This is a genomic window from Caldimonas brevitalea (genome assembly GCF_001017435.1).
Taxonomy (GTDB): Bacteria; Pseudomonadota; Gammaproteobacteria; order Burkholderiales; family Burkholderiaceae_C; genus Caldimonas; species Caldimonas brevitalea.
Genome location: NZ_CP011371.1, coordinates 2,632,670 through 2,644,979 on the forward strand (window position 1 = coordinate 2,632,670; position 12,310 = coordinate 2,644,979).

Consider the following 12,310-nt stretch of genomic DNA (forward strand, 5'->3'; position numbering starts at 1 on the left):
CGAACAGTGGAGTCGTTCATGAGCAAGAGATTGTTGATAACAGGCGCTTCGGGGTTTCTGGGCAGTCACTTCCTGGTGCGCGAGTTGCTGCAAGGGTCGGGTCAAATCGTGTGCCTCGGCCGCGACACCTTGCGCGCCGACGCGGAACAGCGCATCCGCAAGGCCTTGGAGACTGCGGCAAGGGATGCCGGGCAGGCCCATGAGATAGGGCGGCTGAATGAAGCCTTTACGGCCCGCTGCACGGTCCTGCGCGCCGATATCGAAAAGCCGGCCTGCGGGCTCACCCCCGAAGGGCTGGCCCGGATCAAGGTGGACGAGGTGTGGCACTTCGCCGCGATGCTGCGCTTCAGCCTCAAGCTGAAGGAATATGTTGGCAAGAGCATCTGTGTCGGTACCGCCAACGTGCTGGATGTCGCCTTGGCCGCGGGCGCCCGGGTCGTCAATTACCTGAGCAGTGCCATCGTGGCCGGCAATCAGGTGGGCTTGAATACCGAGGTCTTCCACGAAAGCCTGGACACCGCCGACACCTCGTACGAGCTGGCCAAACGGCAGGCCGAGAACCTGGTGCGCGACCGTTGCCGTGAAGTGGGACTGGCCTTCCGCATCTTCCGTCCTTCCATCGTCGTGGGCCATTCGCAGACCCATGAAGGCAAGACCGACACCGGCTTCTACGGCTTGATCACGATCTGCGCCAAGCTCAAGAACGAGATCGAAAGCAAGATCCCCAACTTTCTTTCCAAGCATCCGATCAAGCTCGTCAACACCAGCACGCATTCGGCGATGAACCTCATCCATGTGGATGACGTCATCGAGCAGATGGCGACCATCGCCGCCCACCCGGAATCGGTGGGCCAGATCTTCCACATCGTCAACAAGACGCAGCTGCCCCAGGACCAGATGCTGACCGAGATGGAAGAAGTTCTGGGCATCAAGGTCGAGCGCGTGGCGTCGATCGACGAGTTCGAGCCGCTCGACCATCTGGTGCGCAAGCAGATGGGGGAGTACGAAAAGTACTTCAGCAACTACTACGAGTTCGACACCACCAATGCCGACCGGTATCTCGAGGGCCGCCGTGCGACGCCGATCTCGCGCAGCGAAGCACGTCACCTGATGGAGGTGTACTACGCCCGATTCCAGGCCGAAGACCGCCGCGCCACGCTGTTCGAATCGCCGCTGGCGCAGTTCGAAAAGCGGGAGCTGCCGGCCGGCGAAAACGAGGTGCTCACCTATTACGTCGGGGGGCGCGGTGAGCGGCCCGTCCTCATCATCAACGCCTACGGCCAGAGCCTGCATTTCTGGACCGAGCTGTTCAATCTGATGCTGGACGACTACCGGGTCTACCTGTGGGAGATTCGCGGCACCTCGGTGGTCGAGGGCGGCATGCGCGGCAACTTCACGTTGAACCATCACGTCAGCGACGCGTGCCAGATTCTCGAAGCCGAGGGCCTGCGGGATTGCAACCTGATGGGCTGGTGCACCGGCGGCAAGATCGCGCTGGAAGTCGCGGCCCGCGTGCCGGAACGGGTTGGCAAACTGATCTGTTTGACGCCGTCGTTCAAGGGCGTGGCCGGCGAGGACATGGACACCGACTATGAAAAGAAGATGGAGCCGCTGTGCCGCGCGGTGGACCGCAATCCTGCGCTCACCAAGCTGGTCCAGGAATTCATGGGCCACTTCTTCGCCGGCGTCGACATCACGTCCGAGACCAAGGACGACAAGCTAAATGCCAACGTCAGGGGTGTGATGGGCATGGTGAACCGGAACATCCGCCCGCTGCTGGTGGCGCCTTTCGTGGCCGAGGCCAGCATCCTCAACTACGCCCGCCAGCTGTTGCAGTTCTGGGCCCACGACATCAGCCCGCTGTACGACAAGGTCGACAAACCCATCATGCTGCTCAGCGGCGAGCGGGACAACATCGCCGACCCGCGCCTGGCGCACCGGGTGTTGGGTCGCTTCAAGCAGTTTGTCGGCTTCCAGGTGATCGGTGGATCGCACTACATCCACAAAGACAACAGCCACAGCGTCAAGCGCATGCTCGACGCTTTCATCGAGCACAGCACCGAGGCCTTGCCGGAAAGCGACCGGCTCGAGATCGTGTACTGACACATCAATCGAGAGGACTGGAAATGAAGTTCAACAGCATTCAGGAAATTGAAGACTGGTTGGTGAAGGCTTTGAGCGAGGAGGCGGATATCCCCATCGAGGATATCGAGCCGAGCATGTCGTTCGCCTCCCTCGGCATCGACTCGGTCGAATCGGTCGGCCTGGCATGCCAGCTGGACGCGATGTTCGAAGACTTCACGGTGAAGCCCGACCTGTTCTGGGAAGTCAACAGCGTTCGGGAACTGGCGACGGAACTGTTCAGACGCGCCCAGGAAGCAGCCGCTCGAGCGAACGTGGCGACGGCGGCGTGAACGCCGGGGGCCGCGCGTCCGGCACAGCAGCGGGCCCGCCACCTCTCGAACAACTTGTTCAGGCCATCTTGAGGAGGTCGTCGTCGATGGAAAAGCATGTCGAGATCGGCTTGGGCCGCATGTCGTATTTGGAAGAGGGGCAAGGCCCGCCTGTGGTGTTCATCCATGGCTGGCCGATGAACAAGCAGACTTTCTTGCCGATCATCGACCTGCTCAAAGACGCCTACCGGTGTATCTCGCTGGATCTGCTCGACATCGGTGGGTCCAGGCCGGTCAAGGGCGACGCACCTTTCAGCTTCCCGCAGCATGCGCGCGCCATTCTCGAGGCGCTGGACAAGATCGGCATCCAGCGGTTCTCACTGGTGGGCCAGGACTCCGGCGGTTTCATCAGCCGGCTTGTCGCCGACATCGCCGGCGCACGGGTCGACCAGCTGATTCTGTTCAACACGGAACTGCCGGGGCATATCCCGCCGTGGGTGCCGCTGTTCCAGATGTTGACCAAGTTCCCCCTGGCGGCCACGGTCTTCAGAACCTCGTTGAAGACGAAGTTGATCGCCCGCAGCCCGATGGGGTTCGGCGGCTGTTTCATGGACAAGCGCCTCATCTTCGGCGACTTCTACGACAGAACCGCGGCACCCTTGCTGAAGCACAGAGAACAGCTCGGCGGCGCCTTGCGTTTCCTGGACGTGATGGATTGGGAAGCCTGCCGCGACCTGAAGAACGTCCATCCGCGGCTGAAGGCCAAGGTGCACTTCATCTGGGGCGACAAGGACCCGTTCTTCCCGCTGACCCTGGCGAAAGAGGTCTTCAAACAGTTCACCTACCCGGGTGAGTTCGTCGTCATCCACAACACCAAGCTGCTTCCGTATTACGAGCAGCCGCGGGTGGTGGCGGACCACATGAAACGCATGCTGGGCAGCCAGCCTGTCGAGGCCGACACGGCCACTTGCTAACGCACTGAAGCACACACCACCATAGGGAATCAACACCATGGAAAGCACGTCCGTCACTGACATCCGGTTCGACCCCAAGCATTTCGACTGCCTGGCGGTTGCGAAGGCGCTGGCACCCTTGGCTGCACAGCATGCCGACTATGCGGAAGAGCACGGCCATCTCCACGACGAGGTGGTCACGGCCTTCCAGCAGTCCGGCCTCTATTCCGTCAATGTGCCCGATGAGTTCGGGGGCGTGTCGCCGTCGCCGCGGGCCCAGTGCGAAGCCATCATCGAGTTGTCCAAGGCGGACGCGTCGGCCGGCTGGTGTTTCATGGTGTCGACCGGCTTCAACTGGCAGGTCGGCCGCGACTTCGGTAAGCTGGCCATGGGCAAGGCCTTCGCCGACCTGTCCGCCCACGTCACCGGCAGTTTTGTTCCGGCCTTCATGGGCATGCCGGTGGACGGCGGGTATCTGGTCACGGGCGAGAGCGGCTTCAACAGCAATGTCTATCGCTCTGGATACAAGGTCATCGTGGCCTTGATCAATGACGGTAGCAAGCCGGCCGACATCAGCAAAGGCGAGGTGCCGCCCCTGCGCGCCATGGTCGTGCCGGATTCGGATTGCACGGTGGTTCAGAACTGGGACGTGATCGGCCTGCGCGGCACGGGTTCGAACAACGTCCGTGTCGCCAACGTGTTCGTTCCTGTCGAGCACACGGTCGATATCGTGAGCCATGTGCATCGCAAGCCCGCGGAATTCGCCAATCCCATTTATCGCATTCCCTATATCCCCTGGACGGGCTTCCATACCGCGGCGGTGCTCATCGGGGTTGCGGAACGCGCCGTGGAGACCTTCGTCAAGCACACGTCGTCCAAGATCATGCTGACGAACAAGCTGCAGAGCCAGGCCACCTTGCCTTCGACCAAGGCGGCGATCGCGGAGGTGGCCACCTGGGTGCGGTCCGCCAAGGCGCATTTGCTGTTCACCGCGGACGAGTGTTGGGACATCTGCCAGCAAGGCCGCGACTTCACGCAGGAAGAAGAGGCCTATCTGCAGATGGCGGCGTATCACACGTCGGAGCAGAGCGTGCAGGTGGTCCAGAAGATCTTCACGGTCTGCGGTGCGGCGGCGATCTCGAGGAAGCTGCCGATCGAGAAGTTGCTGCGCGACGTGATGAGCGCGCAGCAGCACCTCTCCGTCTCTCCCGATCGTTCCAAGGCCACCATCAGCCGTCGTTTGCTGGGCCTGGCGCGCGAAAGCCACCAACCGTTCGATTGAGGCAGGCGGCCATGGACACGCTGGATGTCATCGTGCTCGGGGGCGGAATCGTCGGGCTGTCGGCAGCGGCCCATCTGCGCAAGGCCGGGCTCCGCTTCCGTGTCGTCGAGCGGGCGTACGAGGTCGGTGGCACCTGGCGTGACCACGACTATCCCGGCTGCGGCGCCGACACCGAGGCGTCGACCTATGTGCCGTCGTTCGAACCGCTGTACAGCAAGCGGCGGTTCGCCACCCGGCAGGAGTTGTTCGACTACTGCAAGCTGATTGCGGCCAAGCATGTGGGGTACGAGCACATCCTCCTGAACCACACCGTGCTCGGCGCCGAGTTCGTGTCGGAGACCAACCGTTGGAAGGTCAGCACCGATCACGGTGAGTTGTCGGCGCAGTACGTGATATGGGCCACCTTTTCGGGCGCGGACGTCACCAAGGTGAAGCGACCGCTGTTTCCCGACCAGGACCGTTTTCAAGGCATGCTCAAGCACTCGACGGAACTGGGCAGCGACCTGGACTTTTTCAAGGGCAAGAAGGTCACCCTGGTCGGATGCGGCGCAACGGCCATCCAGATGGTGCCCACCATCTATCCGGTCGTCAAAGAGCTGAACATCCTCAGTCGCACTGTTCCCTACGTCAAGAAATGCGATCTCGGCGAGGGTCCGACCACACGCTTCGGTTACCGGCTGCAGGGCGCGCTGCTGCGGTGCCGCAACGAGATGATCTCGTTCTTCGACAACCATGCCAAGCTGGAGTTCCTGTACCGCTGGCCCTACCGCTTCCATGAGTACACGTTGAAGCGGGGCAAGCTGCCGGCCGCCGCGATTCCACCGTTTGCGCAGCCCGTGCAGTGCACCCGTCGAGGCTTCGACTATCTGGGGTTCAGGGACACGCTGTCCAAACCTGGCGTCAACTTCATCGACCTGAAGCAGGGCACCGGGATCGAGGGCTATTACGAGAACGGTCTGATCGCCCATGGTCGGCGCATCGAATCAGATGTGGTGATCCTGTCGACCGGCTATCACATGGCGGAGTTGAACTTCTCGATCAAGGTCGACGGTCGCCCCTTCCATTCGGCGGCAGACAAGATGATGGGCATGTATGGCGTGATCGACGGCCTGCCCAACTCGCTGTTGACGGTCTTCGGTTCGCCGGTCTGGATCATTCCGCCGCGGCTGGCCGAGTTCAACACCAAGGTTTTCATCCGCTTGATCCACCACATGAAGAAGAAGGGGCATGAGAGGGCCGACATCAACGTCCCCACGGCCAGCAAGACGATGGCCCTGGTGCACCGGCTGAACAAAGGCCATATCGTGCTGAGCCGCGCCTGCACGTCCTATCGCTATCTGCTGTCGAACACCGGGCAGGAGAAGGCCCATCGACTGCCCGCCAAGACGCCGGCCAATCTGCCCTACGTCCCGTTTCCCAGTGTCGTCATGGAGTTGCTGACCCGGCTCACGTTCTCGTTCAAGCATTTCGACTTCGACAGTCCCGCCGCCGCCAAGCGCGACGAGCCGGGCGACTTGAAGGCCGAAGACTCTTACGCGTCGAGTTGACATGCACGCACATGACCACAAGTCGGCATTGACGCCCGAAGCGCTGAAGCAATGGCTGCGCGAGTACGCGGCGCAGCGGTTCAGTTCGCCGCTGATGGACGAGCGACGCATGATCCCGCCGGACCTCGTGCTCGATTTCGGCAACATGGGATTGCTCGGCATGCAGGTGTCACCCTCGGACGGCGGGCTGGGGTTCAGCAACCAGGCCTTCGTTGCGGTGCTGCAGCAGTTGGCCGCCATCGACCCGACGCTCTGCTTGTTCGTCGGTCTGTCGAACATCCTCGGCATACGCCCGTTGGAGCAATACGGCACCGCAGACTGTCGTCAAAGGTGGCTGGGCATGCTGGCCCAGGGCAGGCAGCTGGGCGCTTTTGCGCTGACCGAACCCGAGGCCGGCTCCAATCCCGTCGCGATGCAAACGACGGCGGTGCTGCAAGACGGCAAGTTCGTGCTCAACGGCGTCAAGCACTGGATCGGCAACGCCTCCTGGTGCAGCGTGCTCTATGTTTTCGCCAAAAGCTCGGGTGAGCAGGGCGAGTCGTTGGGCATCACGGCCTTCGCGGTGGACCGCGGTCTTCGCGGTGTCACCGTCGGGCCCGAAGCGCGCACGATGGGGATGCGGGCCGCCTCACAGAGCCGGGTCACGTTGCGCAACGTGGAAGTGCCCGAGACCTGCGTGCTGGGCACCGTCGGTGGCGGCCTCGAGGTGGCGCAGGACACCTTGATGCGAGGCCGGCTCGTCATCGCATCGGCCGCCGTCGGCACGATGAAACGGTGTGCCCAGTTGATGCTGCGCTATGCGCGGCGACGCCACATCTCGACCGGGCGTTTGCTCGACAACACCATCACGCGTGAGCGGCTGACGGTACTCAACCATCAGATCACGGCCGTGGAGGCGTTGACGGGTGCGGTCGCAGCGCATCTGGATGCCGGTGTGAACGTGCCCACCGGGGTGTTCGCCGCGTGCAAGATCGCGGCCACCGAGTACCTGGACGACGCAGCCGACAAGCTGATGCAACTGCTCGGCGGCAGGGGCTACATCGAGCCCAACATCGTGCCCCAGATCTACCGCGACGCGCGCTTGCTGCGCATCTTCGAAGGGCCCACCGAGACGCTGGCCAACTACCTGGGCTCCGTCGTCCTGAAGCAACCCGGTCTCTTGCAGGATTACCTGGCCACCCATTTCAGAACCGGCGATCTGTTCTCCGGCCACCTGGAAGTGCTGGCGCAACTCAAACACGTGTTGGCCGAACGCGCCGGCTCACTCGGCGCCGTCGACAAAAAGGTCAAGCTCAGAGACGTGGCCGGGCACCTGACCAGCCTGTTGATGCTGCAAGCGGCCGTGCCGCCGGACAGTGCCACGCGCGCCTGGTTGCAAAGCAGTTATGAACGGCACCGCGAGGAACTCGAGCAGCGCGCGGGCCTGGCGGTGTGCTCGAGTGACGAACTCGCGAGCCTGATCGCTGGTTTCGACCGCGACATCGGGGACGTCGAGCAGGCATATGCCGGGGAGGACCATCAACTGGACCCGTACCTGGCAAAGGGCGATGGCATGCAGCAAAGCAGTACGCAGCATGCCGGCGCGGATGGATGGATGTGATTTTTTAGCCTACAGAGGTTTTCATGACGAGCAAATCGGAACTCGATGTTCGGGTGGAGCGGTCGACCCGTGTCTATGACACATCCGCGCTGAACTTCTATGACATCTTCGTGCATGGCTTTTGCAACCGGTTTGCATGGCAATGTTCAACCGAGACCCTGATCGCCCAATACAACCAGCTGGTGACGGGCAATCACCTCGAGGTGGGGGTGGGCACGGCCTTCCTGATCGACAAGTGCAGGGTGCCCGGGCGCAACCCGAGGTTGGGCATCATGGACTTCAGCAAGCAGTGTTTGACCCACTCGGCGAAGCGGCTCGAGCGCTATCGTCCGGAAATCTATCAATCCGACATCCTCAAGCCGCTGGACATCAAGGGGCCGAAATTCGACAGCATCGGCATCAACTATGTGCTGCATTGCGTGCCGGGGAGCTTTGCCGAGAAGGGCGTGGCGTTCAAGAACATGAAGGCCGTGCTGACCGATCATGGTGTCTTGTTCGGCAGCACCTTGCTGGGCAAGGACGTGACCCGAAACCGTGTCGCGAGGACACTGATGGCCCTCTACAACAAGGTCGGCGCCTTCACCAATCGTGCCGACGACGTGGCGAGCCTGAGGACCGCGCTCGAGGCGAACTTCAAGCATGTCGAGATCGACGTCGTCGGCTGCTGCGCCCTGTTCAAGGCCTGGGACTGAAGCTTCGCGCGGCGCGCCTGCGCAAAGGCGAGGCGCCCCAGCGACCCCTGCACCAACCGCGGCCGATAACGGTTGAGAGTGACCGGATGAACGAGATGCTGGAAACCATCGAGGAACGAGCCGAGTACGTGCCGTGTGTCGATGCGGATCGCTTCAGGGCCGCGATGAGGAAGGTCGTGTCGGCCGTCCACATCATCACGACGGGCGGGCCCGCCGGGCGCGCCGGTTTCACGGCCAGCGCGGTCACGGCGCTGTCGGATCAGCCGGCGTCCTTGCTCGTCTGCATGAACAGGCGGACCGCCACCGCCGGTCTGTTTCTGGCCAACGCCCAGTTTTGCGTGAACACCTTGTGTGCGGGCGACGGCGCCCTGGCCGACGAGTTCGGCGGCAAGGGCGGCGCGGGCGGCCGAAACCTGACAGGGCCGCGCTGGCGGGAGGGATGGCGTGGCTTGCCGGCGCTTCAGGCCGCGGCGATTGCGCATCACTGCTTGTTGGTCAAGGCGCTGGAGTACGGCACCCATTACCTGCTGATCGGGCGGGTGGTGGACATCGACGGCGACCCGGCCGATGCGATGCTCGCCTACATCAACCGGCGGTATGAATCGATCGATCTCGCAGGCTCCTGAGGCCGACTTGTCACGCTGCGCGATCCACTACTCATTCATCAAGATGACCTACTCTGAAATCCAATATGAAACGCTGGGACCGGTGACCGTGATCCGGTTCAACCGGCCCGAGGTGCGCAACTGCATCGGGCCCACGACCCACCAGGAACTGGTGGATGCCTGGACGCGTTTCCGTGATGACGAGCAGGCCCTGGTCGCCGTGATCACCGGGGCAGGCGACCTGTCGTTCAGCACCGGCGGGGATCTCAAGGCGGGGATCGAGAACCTGCCGCACACGCCTGCCGAAATTGCGGCGCACAACCGAGGTGAACGCCCCGGCATCCTCGGGCCCAGCCGATGGACCGACATCTACAAACCGGTCATTGCCGCGGTGAATGGAACCGCTTATGCGGGCGGGCTGGAATGGGCCTGCTTTGCCGATATCCGGATCGCCGAGGAACACGCTTCGTTCGGCGTGACGTGTCGTCGCTGGAATATCGGCCTGGCCGACGGTGGTACCCAGCGCTTGCCGCGCATCGTCGGGTTGGGGCGTGCGATGGAGATGATCCTCACCGGCCGCGTTGTGCAGGTTCAGGAAGCGCTCAGCATCGGTCTTGTGAATGAGGTGGTGCCGAAGGGGCAGTCGTTCAAGCGGGCGCTCGAACTGGCCCAGTTCATCGCGTCATTGCCTCAGCAGGCGCTGCGCACCGACAAGGAAGCCGCGATCCGCGGATTCGGCCTGCCGTTGCATGAAGGTTTGCGGATAGAGGCCGAGTGTTTCAACCGCTCCATACACCACCGGGACACGGTGGAAGGCCTGCGCCGGTTCAACGAGCGGGACCATCCCGATCGCCGGCCGGATCAACAGGCCCGAACGCCCGGCATCGTGCGCGGTCAAGACGCTGCGCCTGGCAATGGGCCAGATCCAGCGTGAAGACGTGACCTGACCACGAACCTCAGGAGACAGCGTGCTATATCCCGACCTTTTCAAAGAGCTTGAGGCGACCCGTTGGAACATGGAGCGGGACATCCCCTGGGATTTGTTCGATGCGAGCCGACTCAGCGACGAGCAGGCGCACTCGATCAAGATGAACGCGATCATGGAATGGGCCGCGCTGCCCACCACCGAGATGTTCCTTCGCGACCACCGCGACGACAGCGATTTTTCGGCCTTCACGAGTATCTGGTTCTTCGAGCAGCAGAAGCACGCGATGGTGATGATGGAGTACCTGCTCCGCTTCCGCCCCGATCTCGTGCCGACGGAAGCAGAGCTGCATGAGGTGCGCTTCGAGTTCGACCCGGCGCCGGCGCTGGAAACCGTCATGCTGCACTTCTGCGGAGAAGTGCGTTTGCACCATTGGTACGCCCGTGCCGCGGAGTGGCATGCGGAACCGGTGATCACGGCGATCTACCAGACCCTCGCGCTCGACGAGGCGCGTCACGCAGCAGCCCATCTGCGCTACCTGCGCCAGGCGCTCGACCGCCGCCCCGGCGAGACCCAGGCCGCCTTCACGAAGATCGGTGCGCTGATGACGGGTGACGGCGGCGGTTCTCGGGCCTCGCATCCTGCCACCCTGCACGTCAACCAAAGTCTCTTTCCCCGCGACACCGTTCAATCCCGGATGCCGGACCCCGGGTGGCTGGCAAGATGGTTGGACACGCAGATTCGGTTTGACCGGGCCTGCGAAGGCAGGGTCGTTGCTGCCATCCTTCGAGACCTGAGCACGTTGATGGGGCAGGGGAGTGCGAGCCCAGAGGCATGGAATCGAGGCGAGAAGGAAGTTGCGCAGGCAGCAGACTAAGAGGCGCCGTACTTCGCGCCTTTGTCCGGCTCTGTTGCTTCAAGGCCATCCCGAAGATCGCGGTCAGCACGTCACCATTCGCCACGCCATGAACCGGGAGGTGGGTACGGTTGCTGTGTGCCGTGTGGGCACACAACCACGGCGGACCAGGTCATCATCATGTTGTCGTTGATGATGGGGACCTTGGGTGTCTTGACCGTTGCGGCGCTCGACAGCGTTGCAAGACGGTCAGTTTGAGCCATACGGCGACGCGCGACCGTCATCGGCACACCGAGCGCGGGCCTGTTCATACTCGTCGCGCCGCCGCCCTCGGCCGAGTGTGAACAGGGGCTAGTGCAGCAACACCAGCCACAAGCCGGTCGTGAGAAACGACAAAGGGATGCCCACGCCGATCAGCACCTGCGTCAGCGGCGGATCGAGACGCCGCTCGGTGGCGATCAACCCGGCGATGATCATCGGTGGCATCGCGGCCTGAAGCACCGAGGTCGTGAAAGCCAGGTCGCGAAGGTCGCTCACCTGACTCCACAGCAGCAGCACCAGTGCCGGCACCATTAGCAGCTTGATGCAGGCACCCACGAGGAAGTTGCGCACGACTCCCAGTTCGCGCGGCCAGTGCAGGCTGGCACCGACAGAAATCAACGCGATCGGCGTCAAGGTGGCACCCAGTACCGACAGGGTCTGATCCAGCCACATCGGAAACTCGATCGGCCGCAACAGGAGGGCCAGGACCAGCATCTGCAGTGGCCGGTAGCCGAGCATCTGACGCACGATACGTTGCCCGTCCGGCCGGTCCTCTGAATAGAGGCTCGCCGCGACCATGCCCAGCGTGCACATCACGACGAAGTTCGATTGATCGATGACGACCGCGTAGCCCACCGCCGGCACGCCGATGAATGCCTGTACCAAAGGGATGCCGACGATCGATGTATTGCCTGTCCCGCATACCAGCGTCAGGCAGCCGATGGTGTCGCGTCTGAGCCCCCAGAAACGCCCGGCCAGTTGAGCTGCGGCGGCGGACAGCGCAAACACGACCCAAGGTGTCAGCAGGGGCAACCACAGGGTCGCATCGAACACGATGGCATGTATATGTTTGAGCACCAGAGCCGGCAAGGCGACGCGCACCGCAAACAGGTTGAGCACCGCGCAGAAGTTGTCCGGCAGGCGCTCGCTGCGGGCCAGGCCCACGCCGATCAACAAGCAAACCGCAATGAGCGCCAGTCCGTGCATCTCGATCCCTTGATGAATATGTACGGCCCGCTGACTCCGACCGCGCCGTGCGCCGCACACCTTGGGCGTCACCCACGTCAGACACGTCAGACACGTCAGGCGGGCCGGTAGAAGCGCCGCGAGCTGGCATTGTGGTGTAGCTCGCGGCTGCCTTGGAGCCTTTCGTCGCGAACTCTCGACCCCGACCCGCTGTTGGCACGGCCTCACAC

11 protein-coding genes are annotated in these 12,310 nt (G+C 62.8%); 10 read left to right on the forward strand and 1 reads right to left on the reverse strand.

What is annotated here, in order from left to right; genetic code table 11:
- The first annotated feature begins 18 nt into the window (after window positions 1-18).
- From AAW51_RS11710 to AAW51_RS11755, 10 genes are all read left to right on the forward strand, one after another.
- Window positions 19-2,103 carry an alpha/beta fold hydrolase gene (locus AAW51_RS11710; protein WP_083438237.1) on the forward strand — a complete coding sequence of 695 codons (2,085 nt, stop codon included), beginning with the start codon at window positions 19-21 and terminating at the stop codon, window positions 2,101-2,103.
- Between the two features lie 23 nt (window positions 2,104-2,126).
- Complete coding sequence (locus tag AAW51_RS11715) at window positions 2,127-2,414, forward strand: acyl carrier protein (protein WP_047194768.1); 288 nt, start codon at window positions 2,127-2,129, stop codon at window positions 2,412-2,414.
- A gap of 86 nt (window positions 2,415-2,500) precedes the next feature.
- Window positions 2,501-3,367 carry an alpha/beta fold hydrolase gene (locus AAW51_RS11720; protein ID WP_047194769.1) on the forward strand — a complete coding sequence of 289 codons (867 nt, stop codon included), beginning with the start codon at window positions 2,501-2,503 and terminating at the stop codon, window positions 3,365-3,367.
- A 37-nt stretch (window positions 3,368-3,404) separates the two neighbouring features.
- Window positions 3,405-4,628 carry an acyl-CoA dehydrogenase family protein gene (locus tag AAW51_RS11725; protein WP_047194770.1) on the forward strand — a complete coding sequence of 408 codons (1,224 nt, stop codon included), beginning with the start codon at window positions 3,405-3,407 and terminating at the stop codon, window positions 4,626-4,628.
- 11 nt (window positions 4,629-4,639) lie between these two features.
- The gene (locus AAW51_RS11730; protein WP_047194771.1) at window positions 4,640-6,175 is read left to right on the forward strand and encodes a flavin-containing monooxygenase; all 1,536 of its coding nucleotides are present in this window, start codon (window positions 4,640-4,642) and stop codon (window positions 6,173-6,175) included.
- A gap of 1 nt (window position 6,176) precedes the next feature.
- The gene (locus AAW51_RS11735) at window positions 6,177-7,775 is read left to right on the forward strand and encodes an acyl-CoA dehydrogenase family protein (protein WP_047194772.1); all 1,599 of its coding nucleotides are present in this window, start codon (window positions 6,177-6,179) and stop codon (window positions 7,773-7,775) included.
- A gap of 23 nt (window positions 7,776-7,798) precedes the next feature.
- Window positions 7,799-8,467, forward strand: coding sequence for a class I SAM-dependent methyltransferase (locus tag AAW51_RS30445; protein ID WP_047194773.1), 669 nt, complete (start codon window positions 7,799-7,801; stop codon window positions 8,465-8,467).
- A gap of 95 nt (window positions 8,468-8,562) precedes the next feature.
- The gene (locus tag AAW51_RS30450) at window positions 8,563-9,093 is read left to right on the forward strand and encodes a flavin reductase family protein (protein ID WP_047197691.1); all 531 of its coding nucleotides are present in this window, start codon (window positions 8,563-8,565) and stop codon (window positions 9,091-9,093) included.
- Window positions 9,065-10,006, forward strand: a complete 942-nt coding sequence (locus AAW51_RS11750) for an enoyl-CoA hydratase-related protein (RefSeq protein WP_238947836.1) — start codon at window positions 9,065-9,067, stop codon at window positions 10,004-10,006. Before AAW51_RS30450 ends, AAW51_RS11750 begins: the two co-directional genes overlap by 29 nt.
- Window positions 10,007-10,040: 34 nt before the next feature.
- The gene (locus AAW51_RS11755) at window positions 10,041-10,874 is read left to right on the forward strand and encodes a ferritin family protein (RefSeq protein ID WP_047194774.1); all 834 of its coding nucleotides are present in this window, start codon (window positions 10,041-10,043) and stop codon (window positions 10,872-10,874) included.
- A gap of 330 nt (window positions 10,875-11,204) precedes the next feature.
- On the opposite strand, the gene AAW51_RS11760 is transcribed toward AAW51_RS11755, so the two are convergent.
- Window positions 11,205-12,173, reverse strand: a complete 969-nt coding sequence (locus AAW51_RS11760) for an AEC family transporter (RefSeq protein ID WP_238947837.1) — start codon at window positions 12,171-12,173, stop codon at window positions 11,205-11,207.
- Between the last annotated feature and the right edge of the window lie 137 nt (window positions 12,174-12,310).

What these genes read in the sequence shown, in the direction of transcription:
- AAW51_RS11710 (WP_083438237.1), top strand. Translation starts at nt 19, where the DNA reads ATGAGCAAGAGATTGTTGATAACAGGCGCTTCGGGGTTTCTGGGCAGT.
- AAW51_RS11715 (WP_047194768.1), top strand. Translation starts at nt 2,127, where the DNA reads ATGAAGTTCAACAGCATTCAGGAAATTGAAGACTGGTTGGTGAAGGCT.
- AAW51_RS11720 (WP_047194769.1), top strand. Translation starts at nt 2,501, where the DNA reads ATGGAAAAGCATGTCGAGATCGGCTTGGGCCGCATGTCGTATTTGGAA.
- AAW51_RS11725 (WP_047194770.1), top strand. Translation starts at nt 3,405, where the DNA reads ATGGAAAGCACGTCCGTCACTGACATCCGGTTCGACCCCAAGCATTTC.
- AAW51_RS11730 (WP_047194771.1), top strand. Translation starts at nt 4,640, where the DNA reads ATGGACACGCTGGATGTCATCGTGCTCGGGGGCGGAATCGTCGGGCTG.
- AAW51_RS11735 (WP_047194772.1), top strand. Translation starts at nt 6,177, where the DNA reads ATGCACGCACATGACCACAAGTCGGCATTGACGCCCGAAGCGCTGAAG.
- AAW51_RS30445 (WP_047194773.1), top strand. Translation starts at nt 7,799, where the DNA reads ATGACGAGCAAATCGGAACTCGATGTTCGGGTGGAGCGGTCGACCCGT.
- AAW51_RS30450 (WP_047197691.1), top strand. Translation starts at nt 8,563, where the DNA reads ATGCTGGAAACCATCGAGGAACGAGCCGAGTACGTGCCGTGTGTCGAT.
- AAW51_RS11750 (WP_238947836.1), top strand. Translation starts at nt 9,065, where the DNA reads ATGAATCGATCGATCTCGCAGGCTCCTGAGGCCGACTTGTCACGCTGC.